Raw genomic sequence first — 21008 nt, 5'->3', positions numbered from 1 at the left:
GGACTCCTTTCATCGATGTTGGCAGGGCCACCGTGCCTCTTGGCCGGTTGGCGTCGGGATCGTGGAGCCAACTCTCTACCCCGACTCTGGATAAAACGCGCCCGCTCCTTGCGGGCAAGATGGAGTCTATCAGCGCGCACGGACAGAAATCAAGCGCCGCCTGCGAAATGACGCGTGAACGGCGTTGGTTTTCCAAGTGATTATTCGGCTTTCATTCGGAAAAGTGTCGAAATCAGCCGTGTAAAAGTACGGAAAAGAGTCGAAATAGGCACCTTAAAACTTCGGAAAAGTGTAGCTGGATGACAAAACAGCACTTAGAAGCCGGTGCTGGATGCGGGATCCTGCGGCCGCCTTCAGCCCTCGCTACTCGTCGTCCCCGTCGTTGGGGTCGCCCTTGAGGGTGTTGATGTCCAGGTACTGGTTGTCGTCCTCTTTTTGCTGCGTTGCCGATTCGGACGCGGTGGGGCCGCGGAACAGCTGGAATCCCTCAAACGCAATGGCGCCGAGCAGGGCAATGACAATGGCGATAAAGGCAACCTTGACTGCCTGCGGAAATTCCGAGAAACGCAGCGCCTTTTCCTCGGCGTAATAATCGGCGAAGCGCTCTTCGCCCGTGCTTTTGGTATACGCCGGTGCGGACGCGGCCTCCGGGTCATATTCCGGTGCAGGCGTGGCAGCGTACGGATCGTTGAGATAATCGCTCGATGCGGTGCCATAATCCTCGGTCTCGATGCGACCGGTGCCAGCATAGCCATCGGAATAATCGGAATATGCCGCACCGCCCTCATAGCCCGCGGCGCTCGTGTTGGCGGCAAAAAGCGGGTTAACTGGAACATCGAGCGCCGGCATGCCGGTAGAGGTCTCATCCAGATCGGCTGCAGCCCAGGAATCGTGGACAACCTGATGGGCAACGGGCTCATCGAGCCTTGTGACCGGAGGCTTGCGTGCCGCAGGAACAGGCAACTGCTGGGCGCTGTACATAACAGTGCTGTCGGCCGATTTGCCCTGCGTCGCTGCTGCGAGAAATGCCGCCGTCTCGGACGGGTCGCTTGCGGGGCGGGGAGCGGGCGTGGGCGCCGAAGTGGGTGCGGGTGTAGGCGCGGGCGTCGAAACAGCCGACTGCGCAGGAGTCGGCGCAGATGCGGGCTTAGGCGCAAGTGCGGGATTGGGGTTTGACGGGCGAGCCCCGCCGCCCATGAGTTCGTCGGCGGTCCACGGGCGATCATCCATCACATCGTCAAGGCTCAGCGAAAACAGGTCGTCTTCACCCTCATCGAACATGCGGTGCACATGTCCACCAATTGCCGGAATCAATCCGCGACCGGTGCATGATGCCTTGCTCAACGCCATTCTGTCCCATCCTTTCGAAATACTAATGACATCGATTATATGGAACTTCCCAAGCGGCTCGGTCTTGGATTCGTGCTTTCCAGAACTCGCGCCCAAAAGGGGAGGGGCAATCCAGGCGAGTGCCTACTTGTCGCCGGCCGCCGCCTTGGCCTCATTGAGGTAGCTATAGAAGCTGTACTTGGAGATGCCAAAGAACTCGCAGGCGCGCTCGCTCGACTTGGAAATGAGGAAGGCACCGCGACGGTCGAGATAGCCAATGGCACGAATGCGCTCGTCTTTGGTCATGAGTGCCGCGGGCTTGCCCACAAACTGCTCGCACTCGTGCAGCAGGTCCTCGAGCAGGTCGCCGATGTTCTTGGTAATGGGCTCGGGCTCGGTATAGCCCGTGCCGCCGGTGCCGGTAAAGGCGTCGAGCGAACGCTCAAAAGCCTTCATAAGCGTAATGTCAAAGTTGATGCCCAAAATGCCGACGGGCTTGCCCTCGTCGTTGCGGATAAAGATGGTCGAGGACTTGAGCAGCTTGCCATCGGCAGTTTTGGTGAGGTATGGCTCGCGGTCGTGCACGTCGGTGGTGCCCTCGTGCATGGACTCAAGCACAATATGGCTGGGGCCGTCACCCAGTTTGCGCCCGCTGACGTGGCCGTTTTCGATCACTACGATGGAGTGGTCCACGTCCTCGGTCTCCAAGTCGTGGACGACGACTTCGCAGTTGGGGCCAAACTGGAGCGCCAGGCCGTGTGCAAGGCGCTTGTAAAACTCAATCTGTGCGGGGGTCATGGGTGCCTTCCTAAAAATTAGTTTGGGCTCACTTTGCCATAAACCCCACTTGTTCGCAAATAACGAAAGTGTCGCTGCGTTATGTGACCGTTCGGCGGCGAAAAGATACCGATTACGGCAACAAACAATTTGTTAGGTATACCAATCAAAAAGTGTGATAGAACAGTGCTAACAAACTTTTTGTTTGGCATCCACATAAAAGTTCAGTCGCATGAATGGGAATGGGCTGAAACGCGTATGCGGGGGCCGGCAAGAGAGGACTTAAGGAGTTCGCCGTATGGCCGATAAGATCCAGTGGGCGGGCAACACGATGCCCAAGAGCGATGACAAGCACTTGGGAATCATGAGCCTCGACCACGTGAAGAAGGCCCGCGCCTTCCACCAGTCGTTCCCGCAATATACTGTCACTCCGCTTGCCCGCCTGGATGGTCAGGCTGCGCGCCTGGGCCTTTCCAACCTGTGCGTTAAGGACGAGAGCTATCGCTTTGGCCTCAACGCCTTTAAGGTTCTGGGCGGCTCGTTTGCCATGGCCAACTACATTGCCGACGAGACCGGCAAGGACGTTGCCGACTGCACCTTCGATTACCTGACCTCCGATCAGCTGGCCGAGGACTTTGGCCAGGCCACCTTCTTTACCGCCACCGACGGCAACCATGGCCGCGGCGTGGCATGGGCTGCCAACAAGCTGGGCCAGAAGGCCGTCGTGCACATGCCCAAGGGTTCCACCAAGCCCCGCTTCGATAACATCGCCGCCGAGGGCGCCACGGTGACCATCGAAGAGGTCAACTACGACGAGTGCGTGCGCATGGCCGCCGCCGAGGCCGACGCCTGCGAGCGCGGCGTCATCGTTCAGGACACCGCGTGGGAGGGCTACGAGAAGATTCCGTCTTGGATCATGGAGGGCTACGGCACCATGGCTTCCGAGGCTGCCGAGCAGCTGCGCGAGATGGCCATCAACCGTCCGACGCACGTCTTTGTCCAGGCTGGCGTGGGTTCGCTTGCCGGCGCCGTGGTGGGCTACTTCACCAACCTGTATCCCGATAACCCGCCCACCTTCGTCGTGGTCGAGTGCGCTCCTGCCGCCTGCCTGTACAAGGGCGCTGCCGCCGGCGACGGCGATCCGCGCATCGTGGACGGCGACATGCCCTCCATCATGGCCGGCCTGTGCTGCGGCGAGCCCAACATCCTGGGCTGGGATATCCTGCGCAACCACACCACCGCCTTCGTGTCCTGCCCCGACTGGGTCACCGCTCGCGGCATGCGCACCCTGGGCGCTCCCGAGAAGGGCGACCCGCGCGTCATTTCCGGCGAGTCCGGCGCTGTGACCACCGGCCTGGTCGAGACCCTCATGCTCGATCCCGAGTACGCTGAGCTCAAGGAACTCATCGGCCTGGACAAGACGAGCTCCGTGCTCTGCTTCTCCACCGAGGGCGATACGGATCCCGACCAGTATCGCCGCATTGTTTGGGAAGGCGAATATCCCACTTGCTAATCGTTGGGGCGGAGTAAATAGGTATCGCTCCGCCACCTCACAGGTAGATTCCTTCGTTTGAAAGGTTATGAACAATGGCTAAAGAACTCGATTTCGACGCAATCAAGGCTGCTGCTGGGTCTCATCGTGCTGATATGACTCGCTTTCTGCGCGCTATGATCTCTCACCCCTCTGAGTCCTGCGAGGAGGGTGAGGTTGTTGCCTGCATCAAGGCCGAGATGGAGAGCCTTGGCTATGACGAGGTCAAGGTCGACGGCCTGGGCAACGTTATGGGCTTTATGGGCGAGGGCGACAAGATCATCGCCATCGACTCCCACATCGACACCGTCGGTATCGGCAACATCGAGAACTGGGATGCCGATCCCTATGAGGGCTACGAAACCGACGAGATCATCTACGGCCGCGGCGGCTCCGACCAGGAGGGCGGCATGGCTTCTGCTACCTATGCTGCCAAGATGATGAAGGACATGGGCCTCATCCCCGAGGGCTACAAGATCATGGTCGTCGGCACCGTCCAGGAAGAGGACTGCGACGGCATGTGCTGGCAGTACATCTACAACAAGGACGGCATTAAGCCCGAGTTCGTCATTTCCACCGAGCCCACCGACGGCGGCATCTATCGCGGTCACCGCGGCCGCATGGAGATCCGCGTCGACGTTCACGGCACCTCCTGCCACGGCTCCGCTCCCGACCGCGGCGACAACGCCATCTACAAGATGGCCGACATCATCGCCGACGTCCGCGCCCTCAACAACAACGGCTGTGACGAGTCGACCGACATCAAGGGCCTCGTCAAGATGCTCGACCCCAAGTACAACCCCGAGCACTTCGAGGACGCCCGCTTCCTGGGCCGCGGCACCTGCACCGTCAGCCAGATCTTCTACACCAGCCCCAGCCGCTGCGCTGTCGCTGACTCCTGCGCCATCTCCATCGACCGTCGCATGACCGCCGGTGAGACCTGGGAGTCCTGCCTGGACGAGATCCGTAACCTGCCGGCCGCCAAGAAGTACGGCGACGACGTGAAGGTCTCCATGTACATGTACGACCGTCCGTCCTGGACCGGCGAGGTCTACGAGACCGAGGCTTACTTCCCCACGTGGATCAACAAGGAGACCGCTCCGCACGTCAAGGCCCTCGTCGACGCCCACAAGGCCATGTTCGGTGACGAGCGCATCGGCTGCGAGCCCAGCATGGACAAGCGCACCGGTCGCCCGCTGTGCGACAAGTGGACCTTCTCCACGAACTGCGTTTCCATCCAGGGCCGCTATGGCATCCCCTGCGTCGGCTTCGGCCCGGGTGCCGAGTCTCAGGCTCACGCTCCCAACGAGGTCACCTACAAGGACGACCTGGTCACCGCTGCCGCCATGTATGTGGCTGCCCTGAACCTCTACGATCCGAGCCAGGCCGATGGCGACGCCACCGTGTTCCGCGCCGGTCTGACCAACAACAAGATCGATTAGTCCCATTCCTCGATCTTGTTGAGCCGGGGACAGCTCGTGTCCCCGGCACCCCCTGTTGACTTGGGGCCCGCGGTCGTTATCTCCCATGCTTCCTCGACGGTAGCGGGTCCTCGTCATAGTGCTCTGCATGTTCTAGCCACACGCGCATGCCGGAGCACATCTACTCATTGCAATCGTTTCATCTTTGGAAAGGATATTTACATGGACGCCAAGTTTACCGAGCTCGTCGAGCAGCTGAACGGCCTCGATTTTAAGGGCATGTACGGCAGCGACTTCCTGCACACCTGGGATAAGACCACCGATGAGCTCAAGGCGCTCTACATCGTCGCCGACGCCCTGCGCGAGCTGCGCGAGAACAACGTTTCGTCCAAGATCTTCGATTCGGGTCTGGCCGTCTCCCTGTTCCGTGACAACTCCACCCGTACGCGCTTCTCCTTCTCTAAGGCAGCCAACCTGCTCGGCCTTGAGCTGCAGGACCTGGACGAGAAGAAGTCCCAGATCGCTCACGGCGAGACCGTCCGCGAGACCGCTACCATGATCTCCTTCATGGCCGACGTCATCGGCATCCGCGACGACATGTACATCGGCAAGGGCGACGCCTACATGGCCGAGGTCTCCGAGTCTGTCCAGCAGGCCTACGAGGACGGCGTTCTGGATCACCGTCCCACGCTCATCTCCCTGCAGTCCGACTCCGATCACCCCACGCAGTCCTCTGCCGACATGCTCTACCTCATCAACGAGTTTGGCGGTCTTGAGAACCTCAAGGGCAAAAAGGTTGCCGTCACCTGGGCCTACTCGCCCTCTTACGGCAAGCCGCTGTCCTGCCCGCAGTCGCTGATCAGCCTGCTGCCCCGTTTTGGCATGGACGTCACCTTGGCCCACCCCGAGGGCTACGACCTCATGCCCGAGGTCGTCGAGCGCGCCAAGGGTTATGCCGCCGAGTCCGGCACCACCTTTAAGCAGGTCAACACCATGGCCGAGGCCTTCGAGGGCGCCGACATCGTGATCCCGAAGAGCTGGGCTCCGTTTGCCGCCATGGAGAAGCGCACCAACCTGTACGCCGAGGGCGACGACGCCGGCATCGCTGCACTCGAGAAGGAGCTGCTCGCTCAGAACGCCACGCATCAGGATTGGTGCTCTACGACCGAGCTCATGGAGAAGACCGCCAACGGCCAAGACACCATCTTTATGCATCCGCTGCCCGCCGACATCTCCGGTGTCTCCTGCGAGCACGGCGAGGTCAACGCCGACGTCTTCGACATGCACCGCGTGGGCATGTACAAGGAGGCCAGCTACAAGCCGTACGCCATCGCAGCCATGATGTTCCTGCAGAAGGTTGCCGATCCCGCCGCTACCCTCAAGGCCCTCGACGAGCGCAACACCGCCCGTTGGTTCCAGGCCTAAAGCTGGGTTGAGGTAAGCCATGTAAAGGGGGCGCTCTGCCAACCGGCGGGGTGCCCCTTTTTGCATCGTGGGCGTGCGGGATAAGCGCTTTCGATGTAGATGCCCCGCGACGCGAGTTATGGGTACGATGGTTTCAGGGGAGGTATCGCCATGAAACTTGGTTGTGTCATTATGGCTTCGGGCGAGGGCAAGCGATTTGGCTCTAACAAGATGCTCGCCGATATCTATGGCGAGCCGCTGATTGCCCGGACCATTGATTCGGTTCCCCGGGGCTTTGACGTTGTGGTTTCGACGCGTTGGCCCGAGGTCGCTCAGATTTGTGATGACAAGCATTGCCCGTGCGTGCTGCACGATGGCGAGCTGCGCAGCGAAAGCGTCCGTGCGGGCCTTTCGTGGGGAGTCGAACGCAACTGGAAAGGTTGCCTCTTTTTGCCGGGCGACCAGCCGCTCGTGAGTTCGGATTCTTTTGAGGCTATGGTTCGTGCATTTGACGAGCGTGGCCGCAAGCATCCGGTGCGTCTTGCGTGCAACGGTGAGCCTTCGAGCCCGGTGCTCTTTCCGGCGGAACTGTTCGATGCACTTATGTGTCTTGAGGGTAAGGACGGCGGCGGTTCGATCCTCAAGGACCGTACCGACGTGGTGCTGGTCGAGGCGCGTGCCTACGAGCTGTGGGACGTCGATACCGTCAAGGGACAGCGACGCATAACGGAGCATATCGCCGCCTGCTCGTATTTTGATCGCGTGGCCAACTGCATCAATCAATAAGGAGCAATTATGATCATCATCAAAAACGGCGCACTCGTGACGCCCCAGGGGCTTCGCCGCGCCGATCTTGCCATGGATGGCGATAAGATCGTGCGGATTGCCGCGGCGATTGAGCCGGCCGAGGGCGATACCGTCGAGGATGCTGCGGGCTGCTGGGTGTTCCCGGGCTTTATCGATGGGCACACGCACATGCAGTGCTGGACCGGCATGGATTGGACAGCCGATAGCTTTGAGACCGGCACGCGCGCGGCTGCCTGCGGCGGCACGACGACCATTGTGGACTACGCGACGGCCGATCGCGGCGTGACCATGCCCGATGCCTTGGCCGAGTGGCATCATCGCGCCGACGGCACCTGCACCGCCAACTATGCCTTCCATATGGCGCTTGCCGAGTGGAATGAGCGCAACCGCGCCGATCTTTCGGCCATGCGCGAGGCGGGCGTGTCGTCGTTTAAGACCTACTTTGCCTACGACCATCTGCGCCTGGACGATGCCGAGACGCTCGAGGTGCTGGAGGAGCTCAAGCGCGTGGGCGGTATCCTGTGCGTGCATTGCGAGAACGGCACGTTGGTCAACGCGCTGCAGAAGCGCGTGTTTGAGCAGGGTATCCACGGGCCCGAGGGCCATGCGCTCAGCCGTCCGGACGTGTGTGAGGCCGAGGCCGTGAGCCGCCTGCTGTATCTGGCGCACTTGGCCGGGGACGCTCCGGTCAACGTGGTGCACCTTTCGACCAAGCTGGGGCTCGAGGCCATTCGCGCTGCCAAAGCGCGCGGGCAGAAGAACATCTATGTCGAGACATGCCCTCAGTATCTGATGCTCGACGACACCTGCTATCTGGAGCAGGGCGAGGACGGCTTTGCGGGCGCCAAGTACGTGATGAGTCCGCCGCTGCGCCATGCCGGCGACCGTGCGGCACTGTGCGAGGCGCTTGTGGCCGGCGAGATCGATACGATTACGACCGACCACTGTAGCTTTAACCTGCACGGGCAAAAGGACCGCGGGCGCGACGACTTCCGCGCGATTCCCAACGGCGGACCCGGCGTGGAGCATCGCCCCGTCGCGATCGCTACGAGCTTTGAGGGACAGCTGGGTCCCGAGGATCTGTGCCGCCTGATGAGCGAGAACCCGGCGCGCGTCTTTGGCATGTATCCGCACAAGGGCTGTCTTGCCGAGGGCGCCGATGCCGACGTGTGCGTGTGGGATCCCAAGGCGCGCTGGACGATTAGCGCCGCGACGCAGCATCAGGCCGTGGACTACACGCCGCTCGAGGGCTTTGAGGCGCACGGCCGCGCCAAGGCCGTGTTTGTGAACGGCGTACTGGCTGCGCGCGACGGCGAGCCCACCGGAGCCCAACCCGGCCGCTACGTCCCCCGCTAGCAGGAAGATCACCGGATTCCCCTCCGCAGTTGCGGTGGAATAGTTCCTGTTTAGCCGCCAAATAGGCCGTTTCGGGAACTATTTCACCGCAACTTATAGGTCTGCTGGGGCAGCGCCGGCTATCGGAGGCTGCTGGCGACGACGGGGCGGCCGAGGGCTGCCTCGAAGCGGTCGGCCATCGTGGGGTCGCTGAGTGCGTCGACTTGGTTGAGCATGACGCGTGCGGTGCTGAGTCCCAGCGCCTGCATCTCGGAATTGAGCACCTGGGCGACGCGCTCGGGCGTGGCGATGTCGGTGAGCTCGCAGCCGCAACGCTCGCAAAAGAGCTCGGGGCGGTGGACGGCTTCGTTGATGGGCTTGCCGAGCCCCGAGGCGCCGACGAGCCAGATGACGTTGGCCGTGCCGGCGGGAACGACCGGCTCCCACGGGGCGTGGGCCTTGAGCGGGAGCCGCTTGCTGCCGTCCGCCTCGGCCAGGACGTAGTCAAAGCGCTGCGCCAGCTCGTTGAGCGGCTCGGCGGGGGCGGAGAGCTTGCCTGTCTCCGGGTTCAAAACACCCGCCTGGCAGATACTTCCGCGGACAAGTCCCGCGCATGCCTCGCAGGTGCAGCCGGGAACATGTAGGGTCCCCGGCTTCCAAGGCGCGGCGTCCAGGCGACGGCTCGACCCGCCCCATGGCACGCCGGCGACGGGAAACATGTGCGTGGTGGTACAGAGGAGCACGCGGCCGCCAGCGCGCATGAGCTCGAGACCCAGCGTTTTCAGCAGCGTCGACTTGCCGCCACTGCCGATAATCGCGGTAATGCCCGGCTCGATCCTGAGCGCCGAGGCAAGATTGCCGCTAACTGTTTCCATCTGTTCACCGCCGTATAATACTGTGATAATAAATAATCATCAGAGTAGCGGTCGAACCGCTTTTGCTCTGCTCAAACCGTAGCACAGGGAGGTGCCCCGGGAATGCTCGTTTATGTTCGCGGCGCCGGCGATATCGCCACGGGCGTCGCCGCCCGTTTGGTACGCGCTGGCGTGTCGGTCGTTATGGCCGATATCGCGGTTCCCACGTGCATCCGCCGCACAATCAGTTTTTGCGAGGCCATTCGCCTGGGCGAGGTCCAGGTCGAGGGCATTCGCGCTCGCTTGGCGCAGACGCCGGCCGAGGCGCTGGCGATTACCGAGGCTGGAGATGTCGCCGTCGTGGTAGACCCCCAGGCCAAGATGCTCGACGAACTGAAACCCGCTGCCGTGGTCGACGCGATTCTGGCCAAGCGCAACTTGGGCACCGCGCGTGATATGGCGCCTGTCGTCATCGCCGTGGGGCCGGGCTTTACCGCGCCGGTTGACTGCGACGCCGTGGTCGAGACCATGCGCGGGCATTTTCTCGGCCGTGTCATTACCCAAGGTTCGCCCCAGCCCAACACGGGCGTGCCGGGCATTATCGCCGGCTATGGCAAGGAGCGTGTTATCCACAGCCCCGCCGCCGGCGTGTTTCGATCTGACCGCACCATCGGCGACATCGTGCACGCCGGTGACGTGATTGGCTATGCGGACGATACTCCCATGGTCACGCAGATTGACGGCTGCTTGCGCGGCCTTTTGGCCGACGGCGTTCAGGTGACTGAGGGCTTTAAATGCGCTGATGTCGATCCGCGCGGCGATGCCAGCTATATCAACTATATTTCGGACAAGGCGACGTCGGTCGGAGGCGGCGTGCTCGAGGCACTCGCTATGCTTACCGGTGTCTTTAGAGGATAGAAGGCGGCAATGGAAAAGCTCGATGTGGTGAATGCGGCGCTTGCCGCCCTGCGTGCTGGCGAGACGTGCGAGCTCGTGGTCGTGGCCGGTACGGCGGGGTCATCGCCGCGCGGTGTGGGCGCATGGATGACTGTCTTTGCCGATGGAAGCCAGGCGGGCACTATCGGCGGCGGCAAGATTGAGCTCTTTGCGCTGGATGAGGCACGCGAGCTCCTGAGCGCGGGACAGTCGCGTCTGGTCCGCTACACCATGGGCGGCGAGAACTCCGATACCGGTATGATCTGCGGCGGAGCCATCTGCCTGTGCTACCTGCACCTGGACGCGACCAAGGCAACGTTGTTCCAGGAGATTGCCGACGTCTTGGCGTATCGACGCATCGGCGACTTCGTCATCGACTTTGAGCCGTTTATCGCGAGCGCGCTCGAGGGCGATGTGGCCGAGTACCATGGCGAGGCATCGCGCCATACCATTGCAGGCTGCCCCGAGCTTTCGCTGGTGGAGGAGGGGAGTAAGGTCACCTACACCAACGCGGCCTCCGAGATTCCCGCGGCGCACATCGAGACGCTCTGCCCCGAGGGCCTGACCTATATCTTTGGCTGCGGCCACGTGGGTGCTGCGACGGCGCGGGTGCTCACGGCGGCGGGCTTTGCCGTCGTGGCTTGCGACGACCGCCCCGGCACGCTGACCCCCGAATGGGTGCCCGGTGTCTACGACCGTCGTCTGGTCGACTACAAGAACCTGGGCGAGCAGTGCCCCATCGGCCCGCGCGACCTAGTGGTCGTCGCCACAGCAGGTCACAAGTCCGATATCGACGTGGTGATTCAGGCCATGCGTGCCAAGCCTGCCTATCTGGGTTGCCTGGGTTCGCGCCGCAAGACGGCCTTTGTGCGCGCCCGCCTGGAGCAGGAGGGCTTTACGCAGGAGCAAATCGACGAGCTGCACCTGCCGATCGGTGTCGCCATCGAGGCCGAGGACCCCGAGGAGATCGCCATCTCCATCGCTGCCGAGATGATTCACCTGCGCCGCACCAAGCTCGTCCCCCGCAAGCGCTAATCGCATCCCCATATATGAGTTGCGGTGAAATACGGACTGTTTAAGCCTGTTAAGCCGTCAAACAGTCCCTAATTCACCGCAACTGCCATTTTCCTCCGTCCCCTAGGGATCAATATGTGCGGGGGAGTTGTGGAGTTGTGCAGGCAGACGAGGTTTTTCTGGAAATACGCTCCCGATGCGCGTATAGTACCGATTGTTTTGTCGGCTCCTGCTGCGTCGAGTCCAAACCGCGAAATGCCATGAGCGGCGCGGATGCAGCCAGGAGGCACGAGGACAACCCATCGTGGCCACGCCCCGTGCTTAAAACCCCAAGAAGGAGTGAACAATGGCAGAAGAGAAGTATGTGCCGCGTCTGAAGACCAAGTACAACAACGAGGTCAAGCAGCAGCTTCAGGACAAGTTCCAGTACGAGAACGTCATGATGATCCCCAAGTTTGAGAAGATCGTCGTGAACATGGGTGTCGGCGAGGCCGCTACCGATTCCAAGGCCATCGACGGTGCCGTGCGCGACCTGCGCGCCATCACCGGCCAGCAGCCGATGATCACCCGTGCCCGCAAGTCCATCGCTACCTTCCGCCTGCGCGCTGGTATGCCGATCGGCTGCAAGGTTACCCTGCGTGGCGACCGTATGTGGGAGTTCTTCGATCGTCTGACCTCCGTCGCGATCCCCCGTATCCGCGACTTCCGCGGCATCTCCGCCAAGAGCTTCGACGGCCGTGGTAACTTCTCCATGGGCGTCACCGAGCAGCTCATCTTCCCCGAGATCGACTTCGACTCCGTCGATCACCAGCGCGGTATGGACATCACTTTCGTGACCACCGCCAACACCGATGAGGAGGCCAAGGCCCTTCTGGACGCCTTCGGTTTCCCGTTCAAGAAATAGGTTCACCTGCCCTATAAGCGCCGTTCCCACAAGGGGGCGGCGCTTGGGGCGAACAATACTCTATGTGAGGAGGATATAAGTGGCTAAGACATCGATGATCGTCAAGTGCAATCGCAAGCAGAAGTTCTCTACTCGTGAGTACACGCGCTGCCAGCGCTGCGGCCGTCCGCACTCTGTGTACCGCAAGTTCGGCCTGTGCCGTGTCTGCTTCCGCGAGCTTGCACTCAAGGGCGAGCTTCCCGGCGTTAAGAAGGCCAGCTGGTAAGTCACTACCAGCGTTTCAAGCATCAGTTTGGAACAGGGAAAACGCGCTAAAAAGGCTTTGCCGTTAAGGGCGGCGAAGAACCAAGAGCACGTGTTCATCAAGAACGAAGGAGAATCTGTATGAACCTTACAGACCCGATCGCAGATATGCTTACGCGCATCCGTAACGCTAACTCTGTGAACAAGGCCACGGTCTCCATGCCGAGCAGCAAGAAGCTCGTCGAGATCGCTCGTGTTCTGCACGAGGAGGGCTACATCGAGGGCTACGATGTCGAGGACACCGTTCCCCAGAAGACTCTGCACATCACGCTTAAGTATGGTTCCAAGAAGGCTAAGGTCATCAACGGCATCCGCCGCATTTCCAAGCCGGGCCTGCGTAAGTACACCGGCGTTGCCGACATGCCCCGCGTCCGCGGTGGCCTTGGTACCGCCATTATTTCCACCAGCCATGGCGTCATGACCGACCGCGATGCTCGCAAGCACAACGTCGGCGGCGAGATCATCGCTTACGTCTGGTAATTCGCTCGGTAGGTAGAAGGAAAGGAGATCACCGTGTCTCGTATCGGTAATAAGCCTGTCCAGATTCCCGCCGGAGTCGAAGTGGCAGTCAACGGCAACAACGTTGTCGTCAAGGGCCCCAAGGGCCAGCTCGAGCTCGATGTCTTTGAGAAGCTCGCTATCAACGTCGAGGACAACGTCCTCACCGTTTCCCGTCCCGACGACGAGCGTGAGACCCGTGCCCGCCACGGCCTCACCCGCGCTCTCATCCACAACATGGTTGTTGGCGTTTCCGAGGGCTTCGAGAAGAAGCTCGAGCTCGCCGGCGTCGGTTACCGCGTGCAGCAGAAGGGCAAGAACCTCGAGTTCTCCCTGGGCTTCTCGCACCCCGTGATCGTCGAGGCTCCCGAGGGCATCACCTTCGAGGTTCCCGACAACACCCACGTGAACGTCAAGGGTATTAACAAGCAGCAGGTCGGTCAGATCGCCGCTGAGATCCGCGGCCATCGTCCTCCCGAGCCTTACAAGGGCAAGGGTATCCACTACGTTGGCGAGCACATCCGCCGCAAGCTGGGTAAGGCCGCCAAGTAGTCGTAACCGACTCACTCGCATAAGACCAGCACCCCGTCAGGTGCTGGCAAGATCAACCTTTTTAGGAGTTTACGTATGAACAAGCATAAGGCGAAGCTGGAAGGCCTCAAGCGTCGTCAGCGTCGTGTTCGCGGCAAGGTCTCGGGTACCTCCGAGCGTCCGCGTCTTCGCGTGACCCGTACTAACGCCAACATCTATGCCCAGATCGTCGACGACAGCAAGGGCTCCAGCCTGACGCTCGTCTCTGCCTCGACCCTCGAGGCCGAGTTCAAGGGCACCCACACCTCGAACAAGGAGGCTGCGGAGAAGGTCGGTCAGCTCGTTGGCAAGCGCGCCATCGAGGCCGGCATCACCAAGGTCGCCTTCGATCGCGGTGGCCGTATCTACCATGGCCGCGTCAAGGCCCTCGCCGACGGTGCTCGTGCCGCCGGTCTCGAGTTCTAGGAGGTATGTAGCACATGGCTCGTAATCAGAAGCAGCAGCGCGAGGCCTCCGAGTTCGAGGAGCGCGTCGTTTACATCAACCGCGTGTCGAAGACCGTCAAGGGTGGTCGTCGCATGAGCCTCGTCGCTCTCGTCGTCGTTGGCGACGGCAAGGGCAACGTCGGCGTTGGCATGGGCAAGTCCGCTGAGGTGCCCATGGCCATCTCCAAGGCATCTCTCGATGCCAAGAAGAACATGTTCCACGTGCCGGTGACCGAGCAGGGCACCATCCCGCACGAGGTTCTCGGCCACTTTGGTGCCGGCCGCATCATCATCAAGCCCGCTGTCGAGGGTACCGGCGTTATCGCCGGCGGCGCTGTGCGTCCCCTCTTTGAGCTTGCTGGCATCAAGAACGTCCTGTCCAAGTCCCTCGGTACCGACAACGGCCTCAACATCATCAAGGCTGCCGTCGAGGGCCTCAAGGAGCTCTCCAGCCCTGAGGACGTCGCGGCTCGCCGTGGCCTGACGGTCTCCGAGATGTTCGTCGGTAAGGAGAACTAAGCATGGCTGACACCATCAAGATCAAGCAGGTCCGCAGCACCAACGGTTGCAAGCAGGACCAGGTCCGTACTGTCCGTGCCCTCGGTCTCCACAGGATCCGCGAGGTTCGCGAGATTGCTGACAACGAGTCCGTCCGCGGCATGATCTTCAAGGTCAAGCACCTTGTCGAGATTGTAGAGGAGTAGCAAATGCAGCTTCACGATCTTACTCCCGCGCCCGGTTCCACCAAGAACCGCAAGCGCGTCGGCCGTGGCAATTCTTCGGGTCACGGCACCACTTCTGGCCGCGGCCAGAAGGGCCAGGGTTCCCGCTCTGGCGGCACCAAGGGTGCCGGCTTCGAGGGTGGCCAGACTCCGCTGGCTATGCGCCTGCCCAAGCTTCCGGGCTTCCGCAACCCCCGTCGTATCGAGTACACCGCCGTTAACGTTGAGCGTCTCGAGCGTAAGTTCGAGGACGGCGCTGTGATCGACGGTGCCGCTCTTAAGGCCGCTCGCATCACCAAGAGCGAGTTCGAGCCCGTCAAGGTGCTCGGCAATGGTGAGCTCACCAAGAAGTTCACGGTCAAGGTCGACAAGGTCAGCGCTTCTGCGCAGGCCAAGATCGAGGCCGCCGGCGGAAAGGTCGAGCTGCCGTGCTAAATGGTCTTAAGAATGCTTTCCGCATCAAAGAATTGCGCGAAAAGATTCTTTTTACCATAGCTATGCTCGTCGTGTACCGCATTGGTGCGCACGTTCCTGTGCCCGGCATTCCCTTCCAGGGGATGCTGGGCCTTTTCTCGACCGATAACAATTCGGTCGCCGCAGGTGCTATGGCCCTCCTGAATCTTTTCTCTGGCGGCGCGTTGAGCTATGTGTCGGTGTTTTCGCTGGGCATCATGCCTTACATCACCAGCTCGATCATCCTCCAGATGCTCCAGGCCGTCGTGCCTTCCCTGCATGAGCTTGCCCGCGAGGGCGAGGTCGGTCAGACCAAGATTACGCAGTATTCGCGTTACCTCACCCTGGCTCTGGCAATCCTCAACTCCGTGGGTTACCTCTTCCTCTTTAAGAGCTTCGGCATCAGCTTCAATGGCGCCGGCGCTCCCGAGATCATCTTCGACCTCATGATCGTCGGTACGCTCACCGCGGGCGCCATGCTGATCATGTGGATTGGTGAGCTCATCACCCAGCGCGGTATCGGCAATGGCATGTCGCTGATCATCTTCGCGAACATCATGGCCGGTCTGCCGCAGGCTATCTTCTCCAGCACCGAGGGCAATGCCGGTGGCATCATCACCATGGTGATCATCTGCGCCATCATCCTGCTGGTTATCCCGCTGATTGTTTTCCTTGAGCGCGGCCAGCGCCGCATCCCGGTCTCCTACGCTAAGCGCGTCGTGGGCCGTCGCATGATGGGTGGCCAGACCACCTACCTGCCCATCAAGGTCAACACCGCGGGTGTCGTGCCGATCATCTTCGCTTCGGCGCTGCTGTACTTCCCGGCTCAGATTGCCGTGTTCTTCCCCGGCATCGGCTGGATTCAGGCAGTTGCCTCCGCGCTTTCGACCGGTTGGCTCAACTGGGTGCTTAACGTTGTCCTCATCGTGTTCTTCGCGTACTTCTACACCTCCATGGTGTTCAACCCCGATGACACGGCCGATAACCTTAAGAAGCAGGGCGGCTTTATTCCGGGCGTGCGTCCGGGTAGGGCTACCGCGGCCTACATCAAGAACGCGCTCAACAAGATCACGCTTCCCAGCGCTGTCTTTTTGGCGCTCATCGCCATCGTGCCTTCGATCATCTTCTCCTTCACGGGTAACCATCTGATCCAGGCATTTGGCGGCACGTCCATCCTCATCATGGTCGGCGTCGTGCTCGACACGGTCGATAAGCTCGAAGGCCAGATCAAGATGTATGATTACGATGGATTCTTTAAATAGGCTAGAGGAGGATTGCTCATGAACCTCGTATTGCTCGGAGCTCCGGGTGCCGGTAAGGGCACCGTCGCACAGGAGCTCGTCGCCGAGTTTGGCGTCGCCCACATTTCCACGGGCGACCTGCTGCGTGCTGCCGTCAAGGGTGGCACCGAGCTTGGTATTCAGGCTAAGAAGTACATGGACGCTGGCGAGCTCGTTCCCGACCAGCTCGTGATCGACCTTGTCAAGGAGCGCCTTGCCGCCGATGACGCCCAGCAGGGCTTCATCCTCGACGGCTTCCCGCGCAACACCGCCCAGGCTGTGACGCTCGATTCCGAGCTCTCCGCCATGGGTCGCGAGATCGACTGCGCCCTTCTGGTCGATGTGGCCCCCGAGGTCATTATCGATCGTCTGTCTTCGCGTCGCACCTGCCGCGCATGCGGTTACACCGGCACCGCTGCCGATGCTACCTGCCCCAAGTGTGGCGGCGAGATGTATCAGCGCGACGACGACAAGCCCGAGACCATCAAGAACCGTCTCGACGTCTACGAGAAGTCCACGAGCCCGCTCGTCGACTACTATCGTGGCCAGGGTCTGCTCAAGTCGGTCAACGGTGACCAGGCTCGCGAGACCGTGTACGGGGATGTCAAAGAGGCTCTCGGTCTATGATCAAGATTAAGTCTGCAACGCAAATCGAGCAGATGAAGAAGGCAGGAGCGCTATCTAAGATGGCGCTCCGCCACGTTGGAGCCATGGTGCGCCCCGGCGTTTCCACCTTTGAGCTCGATCAGCTCGCGGAGCAGATTATCCGCATGCATGGCGGCACCCCGGCCTTTAAGGGTTACGGCGGGTTCCCGGGGACCATTTGCGCATCGATCAACGATGCCGTGGTCCACGGTATTCCCAACCCCGACATGATCCTGCGCGATGGCGATATCATCTCCATCGATACGGGAGCCGTTGTCGACGGTTGGGTCGGCGATAACGCTTGGACGTTTTTCGTCGGCACCCCCACGCCCGAAGCCAAGGCTTTGTGCGAGGTCACGCGCGATTGCCTTAAGGCTGCCATCGAGCAGGCTGTTCCCGGTAACCATATCGGGGACGTCGGTTATGCCGTTCAGTCCCTCGCCGAGTCTCACGGTTACGGTGTGCTTCGTGATTATGTAGGCCATGGCATTGGCCGCGTGATGCACGAGGACCCCAACGTTCCTAACTATGGAAAGAAGGGGAGGGGCGTTCGCCTCCAGGCCGGCATGGTCATTGCCATCGAGCCGATGGTTGCGATGGGTTCCAACCATGTGAGCACGGGCTCCGACGGTTGGATTGTTACGACCAACGATCACCTGCCCGCCGCGCACTACGAGAACACCGTCGCCATTACCAATGACGGTCCGGTGATTCTCACCACGGATGCCCAAGGTGCTTGGTGCTCCCTCCAAGGCGGAGAAATGTAACAAGTTCCATTTAGTTGTGGAGCCATTACGAAGTTATTACGATGCGTGCATACGTGTTGTAGAATACTCAATCGCTGTCGTTTTCTAGAGAAAGATGATTGCTTGTGAAGAAGGAAGACGCAATTGAGCTCGAGGGTACGGTAAAGGAACCGTTGCCCAACGCCATGTTTAAGGTCGAGCTCGAGAACGGTCATTCGGTTCTGTGCAACATTTCTGGCAAGATCCGAATGAATTACATCCGTATTCTCCCCGGTGACAGGGTTGTCGTGGAGCTTTCCCCGTACGACCTGACCCGCGGCCGCATCACCTATCGCTACAAATAGCGGCACGCATACACGCACTCCATTTCCGACTGCAGGCTTAGCTCAACCTACGGTCGGATTGTGTGTGAAGACCAGCCATAGTTTTAAACGCCTGCGGCTGGGCGAGTAGATAGTAGGGAAGTAGTTTGAGCGCTACCGAAAGGAAGAACGATGAAGGTACGTCCTTCGGTCAAGAAGATGTGCGATAAGTGCAAAATCATTAGGCGCCATGGCAAGGTCCTCGTCATTTGCGAGAACCCCCGTCATAAGCAGCGTCAGGGTTAAGAGAGGAGACTACGTTGGCCCGTATTAATGGTGTCGACCTCCCGCGTGAGAAGCGCGTTGAGATCGGTCTGACCTACATTTACGGCATCGGCCGCACCACTGCGACGAAGATTTGCGTCGAGTGCAACGTTAACGTGGATACGCGCGTTAAGGACCTCACCGAGGATGAGGTTAACGCCATCCGCGATTATATCGATAAGAACCAGATCATGGTTGAGGGCGACCTCCGCCGTGAGCGCAACCAGAACGTCAAGCGCCTTATGGACATCGGCTGCAACCGCGGCCTTCGTCACCGCAAGGGCCTCCCGGTCCGCGGCCAGCGCACCCACACTAACGCTCGTACCCGCAAGGGCCCGAAGCGTCAGATCGGTGCTAAGAAGAAGAAATAAGGAGCGCTAGATAGATGGCTACTGCTAAGAAGAACGTTCGCGCTGCCCGTCTGAAGCGCGCGGACCGTAAGAACATTTCCGTGGGCCAGGCTCACATTCGTTCTACGTTCAACAACACGATCGTTTCGATCACCGATCCCCAGGGCAACGTCATTTCCTGGAAGTCGGCTGGCCAGGTGGGCTTCAAGGGCTCCCGTAAGTCCACGCCGTTCGCTGCCCAGATGGCTGCCGAGGCTGCTGCCAAGCAGGCCATGGAGCACGGTATGAAGAAGGTTTCCGTCTTCGTCAAGGGCCCCGGCTCCGGTCGTGAGACCGCCATCCGCTCCCTCCAGGCTGCTGGCCTCGAGGTCTCGAGCATCCAGGACAAGACCCCCATTCCGCACAACGGCTGCCGCCCCAAGAAGCGTCGCCGCGTGTAACTGAAAGGATCGTATCAATATGGCAATCGACAGGACTCCTGTTCTTAAGCGCTGCCGTCAGCTCGGGATCGATCCCGCTGAGCTCGGTTACAGCAGCAAGAAGGAATCTATCCGTCAGCCCAAGCGCCGTCGCAAGGAATCTGAGTACGGCATGCAGCTGCGCGAGAAGCAGAAGGTCAAGTTCATCTATGGCGTTCTGGAGAAGCAGTTCCACGGCTACTTCAACAAGGCCCGTAAGATGAACGGCGTCACCGGTGAGAACCTCATGATCATTCTTGAGTCTCGCCTCGACAACGTCGTCTTCCGTCTTGGCTTCGCCCGCACCCGCAAAGAGGCTCGTCAGTCCGTCCGTCACGGTCACTTCACCGTGAACGGCAAGCGCGTGGACATCCCGTCCTACCGCGTCAAGGCCGGCGACGTCGTCGCTGTCGGCGAGAAGTTCCGTGACCTCCTCCCCATCAAGGAGGCCCTGATTTCCTCCGAGCGCTTTGAGGTCCCTGGCTGGCTCGAGGTCGATATCGAGAAGCTGTCTGGTAACGTGCTCGCTCTGCCGACGCGTGAGCAGATCAGCGGTGATATCAACGAGCAGCTCATCGTCGAGCTCTACTCTAAGTAGTCCATCCGGGCTGCTGAGGCTGGAGGTAATACATGTCAGAATTCATTAGGCCTCAGGTTCAGGTCGAAGAGATCAACGAGACGTCTGCTCGTGTCTCCGTCGAGCCGCTCGAGCGTGGTTACGGCGATACGCTGGGTAACTCCCTTCGTCGCGTTCTTCTGTCCTCGCTCGAGGGTGCCGCCGTCGAGGCTATTCAGATCGATGGTGCGCAGCACGAGTTCATGACCATCCCTAACATGGTCGAGGATGTCACCGACATCGTCCTGAATGTCAAGGGTCTTGTCTTCAGGGCTCTCGGCACGACCGACGAGGCGACCGCCACCATCTCGGTTGACGGCCCCTGCGAGGTCACCGGTGCGGACTTCTTTATTCCGTCCGAGTTTGAGCTGGTCAACCCCGAGCAGCACATTGCTACGCTCACCGAGGGTGGCCATCTCACCATGAGCATGCGCATCGGCTATGGCCGCGGCTATGTTTCTGGCGAGGCCAACAAGCGCGACAACGATCCCATCGGTGTGATCCACGTCGACTCGCTGTACTCGCCGGTTTCCCGTTGCGCCAAGCTCGTTGAGGCTTGCCGTGTCGGTCAGCACACCGACTACGACCGCCTTGTCCTCGAGATCGAGACCAACGGCTCCATCGCCCCGCGCGACGCCGTGGTCCAGGCTGCCAATATCATCAACCAGCATATGGCCGCCTTTATGAACCTTGCCGAGACCCCCGAGGTCGAGGAGGAGGCTTCGATCTTCGCTCCCGAGGTCACCAACGACAACGCCGAGCTGGACAAGCAGATCGAGGATCTGGACCTTTCTGTCCGTTCCTACAACTGTCTTAAGCGCGCCAGCATTCACTCGGTCCGTCAGCTCGTTGAGTTCTCGGAGAACGATCTGCTCAACATCCGTAACTTCGGTGTTAAGTCGATCGAGGAAGTGAAGGACAAGCTTGAGTCCATGGGCCTGAGCCTGAAGGCTTAATGCTTCGCATATTTGAGGAGAAACTAG

Annotated in this window: 27 protein-coding genes and 1 riboswitch; of the genes, 24 read left to right on the top strand and 3 right to left on the bottom strand. The window is 60.5% G+C overall.

The annotated features are described in order from the left end of the window. Positions 1-6 precede the first annotated feature (6 nt). A riboswitch (SAM riboswitch) is annotated at positions 7-97 on the bottom strand. A gap of 266 nt (positions 98-363) precedes the next feature. Beyond that, a complete protein-coding gene (locus I2D57_RS09970) occupies positions 364-1350 on the bottom strand; it encodes a hypothetical protein (protein WP_195361126.1) in 987 nt (328 codons plus the stop codon). A gap of 123 nt (positions 1351-1473) precedes the next feature. Then, a complete protein-coding gene (locus I2D57_RS00640) occupies positions 1474-2127 on the bottom strand; it encodes a helix-turn-helix transcriptional regulator (protein ID WP_195361125.1) in 654 nt (217 codons plus the stop codon). Between the two features lie 277 nt (positions 2128-2404). Here I2D57_RS00640 and dpaL point away from each other — a divergent pair, with 277 nt between their 5' ends. The 5 genes from dpaL to hydA all read left to right on the top strand — a co-directional run bounded on the left by dpaL (position 2405) and on the right by hydA (position 8625). Next, positions 2405-3619, top strand: coding sequence for a diaminopropionate ammonia-lyase (dpaL, locus tag I2D57_RS00635; protein ID WP_117583046.1), 1215 nt, complete (start codon positions 2405-2407; stop codon positions 3617-3619). A gap of 74 nt (positions 3620-3693) precedes the next feature. After that, a complete protein-coding gene (locus I2D57_RS00630; RefSeq protein ID WP_195361124.1) occupies positions 3694-5079 on the top strand; it encodes a YgeY family selenium metabolism-linked hydrolase in 1386 nt (461 codons plus the stop codon). Between the two features lie 201 nt (positions 5080-5280). Then, the gene (gene ygeW / locus I2D57_RS00625) at positions 5281-6483 is read left to right on the top strand and encodes a knotted carbamoyltransferase YgeW (RefSeq protein ID WP_055252229.1); all 1203 of its coding nucleotides are present in this window, start codon (positions 5281-5283) and stop codon (positions 6481-6483) included. A 150-nt stretch (positions 6484-6633) separates the two neighbouring features. Further along, a complete protein-coding gene (locus I2D57_RS00620) occupies positions 6634-7248 on the top strand; it encodes a nucleotidyltransferase family protein (protein ID WP_158551151.1) in 615 nt (204 codons plus the stop codon). A 9-nt stretch (positions 7249-7257) separates the two neighbouring features. Next, a complete protein-coding gene (hydA, locus tag I2D57_RS00615) occupies positions 7258-8625 on the top strand; it encodes a dihydropyrimidinase (RefSeq protein ID WP_195361123.1) in 1368 nt (455 codons plus the stop codon). 119 nt (positions 8626-8744) lie between these two features. Here the strand turns inward: hydA and yqeC are convergent, their stop codons facing one another. Continuing rightward, positions 8745-9479, bottom strand: coding sequence for a selenium cofactor biosynthesis protein YqeC (gene yqeC / locus I2D57_RS00610; RefSeq protein WP_195361122.1), 735 nt, complete (start codon positions 9477-9479; stop codon positions 8745-8747). Positions 9480-9581: 102 nt separating this feature from the next. Here yqeC and yqeB point away from each other — a divergent pair, with 102 nt between their 5' ends. From yqeB to I2D57_RS00515, 19 genes are all read left to right on the top strand, one after another. Continuing rightward, the gene (yqeB, locus tag I2D57_RS00605) at positions 9582-10376 is read left to right on the top strand and encodes a selenium-dependent molybdenum cofactor biosynthesis protein YqeB (protein WP_195361121.1); all 795 of its coding nucleotides are present in this window, start codon (positions 9582-9584) and stop codon (positions 10374-10376) included. A 9-nt stretch (positions 10377-10385) separates the two neighbouring features. Further along, complete coding sequence (locus tag I2D57_RS00600; protein ID WP_195361120.1) at positions 10386-11429, top strand: XdhC family protein; 1044 nt, start codon at positions 10386-10388, stop codon at positions 11427-11429. A gap of 325 nt (positions 11430-11754) precedes the next feature. Continuing rightward, on the top strand, positions 11755-12312 hold the full coding sequence (gene rplE / locus I2D57_RS00595; protein ID WP_006235260.1) for a 50S ribosomal protein L5: 558 nt from the start codon (positions 11755-11757) through the stop codon (positions 12310-12312). Positions 12313-12391: 79 nt separating this feature from the next. Then, positions 12392-12577 (top strand): type Z 30S ribosomal protein S14, encoded by a 186-nt coding sequence (locus I2D57_RS00590; RefSeq protein ID WP_022094280.1) that lies wholly within the window; start codon positions 12392-12394, stop codon positions 12575-12577. A 119-nt stretch (positions 12578-12696) separates the two neighbouring features. After that, on the top strand, positions 12697-13095 hold the full coding sequence (gene rpsH, locus I2D57_RS00585) for a 30S ribosomal protein S8 (protein ID WP_195361119.1): 399 nt from the start codon (positions 12697-12699) through the stop codon (positions 13093-13095). A 33-nt stretch (positions 13096-13128) separates the two neighbouring features. Continuing rightward, on the top strand, positions 13129-13665 hold the full coding sequence (gene rplF / locus I2D57_RS00580; protein ID WP_006235263.1) for a 50S ribosomal protein L6: 537 nt from the start codon (positions 13129-13131) through the stop codon (positions 13663-13665). 75 nt (positions 13666-13740) lie between these two features. Continuing rightward, positions 13741-14109 (top strand): 50S ribosomal protein L18, encoded by a 369-nt coding sequence (rplR, locus tag I2D57_RS00575; protein WP_195361118.1) that lies wholly within the window; start codon positions 13741-13743, stop codon positions 14107-14109. A gap of 14 nt (positions 14110-14123) precedes the next feature. Next, positions 14124-14648, top strand: a complete 525-nt coding sequence (gene rpsE / locus I2D57_RS00570; RefSeq protein WP_006235265.1) for a 30S ribosomal protein S5 — start codon at positions 14124-14126, stop codon at positions 14646-14648. A 2-nt stretch (positions 14649-14650) separates the two neighbouring features. After that, on the top strand, positions 14651-14833 hold the full coding sequence (gene rpmD / locus I2D57_RS00565; RefSeq protein WP_006235266.1) for a 50S ribosomal protein L30: 183 nt from the start codon (positions 14651-14653) through the stop codon (positions 14831-14833). Positions 14834-14836: 3 nt separating this feature from the next. Next, on the top strand, positions 14837-15286 hold the full coding sequence (gene rplO, locus I2D57_RS00560; protein ID WP_006235267.1) for a 50S ribosomal protein L15: 450 nt from the start codon (positions 14837-14839) through the stop codon (positions 15284-15286). After that, a complete protein-coding gene (secY, locus tag I2D57_RS00555) occupies positions 15280-16566 on the top strand; it encodes a preprotein translocase subunit SecY (protein WP_035137447.1) in 1287 nt (428 codons plus the stop codon). Before rplO ends, secY begins: the two co-directional genes overlap by 7 nt. Positions 16567-16584: 18 nt before the next feature. Continuing rightward, complete coding sequence (locus tag I2D57_RS00550; RefSeq protein WP_006235269.1) at positions 16585-17211, top strand: adenylate kinase; 627 nt, start codon at positions 16585-16587, stop codon at positions 17209-17211. Continuing rightward, on the top strand, positions 17208-17996 hold the full coding sequence (gene map, locus I2D57_RS00545; RefSeq protein ID WP_195361117.1) for a type I methionyl aminopeptidase: 789 nt from the start codon (positions 17208-17210) through the stop codon (positions 17994-17996). Before I2D57_RS00550 ends, map begins: the two co-directional genes overlap by 4 nt. Positions 17997-18100: 104 nt before the next feature. Continuing rightward, positions 18101-18319 (top strand): translation initiation factor IF-1, encoded by a 219-nt coding sequence (infA, locus tag I2D57_RS00540; protein WP_035137443.1) that lies wholly within the window; start codon positions 18101-18103, stop codon positions 18317-18319. A gap of 150 nt (positions 18320-18469) precedes the next feature. Next, positions 18470-18583 carry a 50S ribosomal protein L36 gene (gene rpmJ / locus I2D57_RS00535; protein ID WP_006363204.1) on the top strand — a complete coding sequence of 38 codons (114 nt, stop codon included), beginning with the start codon at positions 18470-18472 and terminating at the stop codon, positions 18581-18583. Positions 18584-18597: 14 nt separating this feature from the next. Then, positions 18598-18972 (top strand): 30S ribosomal protein S13, encoded by a 375-nt coding sequence (gene rpsM, locus I2D57_RS00530; RefSeq protein ID WP_022094275.1) that lies wholly within the window; start codon positions 18598-18600, stop codon positions 18970-18972. 14 nt (positions 18973-18986) lie between these two features. Further along, positions 18987-19391: a 30S ribosomal protein S11 gene (gene rpsK / locus I2D57_RS00525; protein ID WP_006235274.1), complete on the top strand. Its 405-nt coding sequence runs from the start codon at positions 18987-18989 to the stop codon at positions 19389-19391. A gap of 19 nt (positions 19392-19410) precedes the next feature. Continuing rightward, positions 19411-20007: a 30S ribosomal protein S4 gene (rpsD, locus tag I2D57_RS00520; RefSeq protein ID WP_006235275.1), complete on the top strand. Its 597-nt coding sequence runs from the start codon at positions 19411-19413 to the stop codon at positions 20005-20007. Between the two features lie 32 nt (positions 20008-20039). Next, a complete protein-coding gene (locus tag I2D57_RS00515) occupies positions 20040-20981 on the top strand; it encodes a DNA-directed RNA polymerase subunit alpha (protein ID WP_006235276.1) in 942 nt (313 codons plus the stop codon). The last annotated feature ends 27 nt before the right edge of the window (positions 20982-21008 follow it).

The organism is Collinsella aerofaciens (assembly GCF_015553355.1).
Classification (GTDB): Bacteria; Actinomycetota; Coriobacteriia; order Coriobacteriales; family Coriobacteriaceae; genus Collinsella; species Collinsella aerofaciens_V.
Note: the sequence above shows the minus strand (reverse complement) of the source record. Positions and strands in the feature narration are given on the sequence as shown.

Bases quoted from the DNA above. Each gene is read 5' to 3' on its own strand.
- I2D57_RS00515 (WP_006235276.1), top strand. From the start codon at position 20,040: ATGTCAGAATTCATTAGGCCTCAGGTTCAGGTCGAAGAGATCAACGAG.
- I2D57_RS00600 (WP_195361120.1), top strand. From the start codon at position 10,386: ATGGAAAAGCTCGATGTGGTGAATGCGGCGCTTGCCGCCCTGCGTGCT.
- yqeB (WP_195361121.1), top strand. From the start codon at position 9,582: ATGCTCGTTTATGTTCGCGGCGCCGGCGATATCGCCACGGGCGTCGCC.
- hydA (WP_195361123.1), top strand. From the start codon at position 7,258: ATGATCATCATCAAAAACGGCGCACTCGTGACGCCCCAGGGGCTTCGC.
- I2D57_RS00630 (WP_195361124.1), top strand. From the start codon at position 3,694: ATGGCTAAAGAACTCGATTTCGACGCAATCAAGGCTGCTGCTGGGTCT.
- rpmD (WP_006235266.1), top strand. From the start codon at position 14,651: ATGGCTGACACCATCAAGATCAAGCAGGTCCGCAGCACCAACGGTTGC.
- yqeC (WP_195361122.1), bottom strand. From the start codon at position 9,479: ATGGAAACAGTTAGCGGCAATCTTGCCTCGGCGCTCAGGATCGAGCCG.
- rplO (WP_006235267.1), top strand. From the start codon at position 14,837: ATGCAGCTTCACGATCTTACTCCCGCGCCCGGTTCCACCAAGAACCGC.
- rpsD (WP_006235275.1), top strand. From the start codon at position 19,411: ATGGCAATCGACAGGACTCCTGTTCTTAAGCGCTGCCGTCAGCTCGGG.
- I2D57_RS00640 (WP_195361125.1), bottom strand. From the start codon at position 2,127: ATGACCCCCGCACAGATTGAGTTTTACAAGCGCCTTGCACACGGCCTG.
- I2D57_RS00620 (WP_158551151.1), top strand. From the start codon at position 6,634: ATGAAACTTGGTTGTGTCATTATGGCTTCGGGCGAGGGCAAGCGATTT.
- I2D57_RS09970 (WP_195361126.1), bottom strand. From the start codon at position 1,350: ATGGCGTTGAGCAAGGCATCATGCACCGGTCGCGGATTGATTCCGGCA.
- rplR (WP_195361118.1), top strand. From the start codon at position 13,741: ATGAACAAGCATAAGGCGAAGCTGGAAGGCCTCAAGCGTCGTCAGCGT.
- ygeW (WP_055252229.1), top strand. From the start codon at position 5,281: ATGGACGCCAAGTTTACCGAGCTCGTCGAGCAGCTGAACGGCCTCGAT.
- rpmJ (WP_006363204.1), top strand. From the start codon at position 18,470: ATGAAGGTACGTCCTTCGGTCAAGAAGATGTGCGATAAGTGCAAAATC.
- dpaL (WP_117583046.1), top strand. From the start codon at position 2,405: ATGGCCGATAAGATCCAGTGGGCGGGCAACACGATGCCCAAGAGCGAT.
- rplE (WP_006235260.1), top strand. From the start codon at position 11,755: ATGGCAGAAGAGAAGTATGTGCCGCGTCTGAAGACCAAGTACAACAAC.
- rpsH (WP_195361119.1), top strand. From the start codon at position 12,697: ATGAACCTTACAGACCCGATCGCAGATATGCTTACGCGCATCCGTAAC.
- map (WP_195361117.1), top strand. From the start codon at position 17,208: ATGATCAAGATTAAGTCTGCAACGCAAATCGAGCAGATGAAGAAGGCA.
- rpsE (WP_006235265.1), top strand. From the start codon at position 14,124: ATGGCTCGTAATCAGAAGCAGCAGCGCGAGGCCTCCGAGTTCGAGGAG.
- rpsK (WP_006235274.1), top strand. From the start codon at position 18,987: ATGGCTACTGCTAAGAAGAACGTTCGCGCTGCCCGTCTGAAGCGCGCG.
- I2D57_RS00550 (WP_006235269.1), top strand. From the start codon at position 16,585: ATGAACCTCGTATTGCTCGGAGCTCCGGGTGCCGGTAAGGGCACCGTC.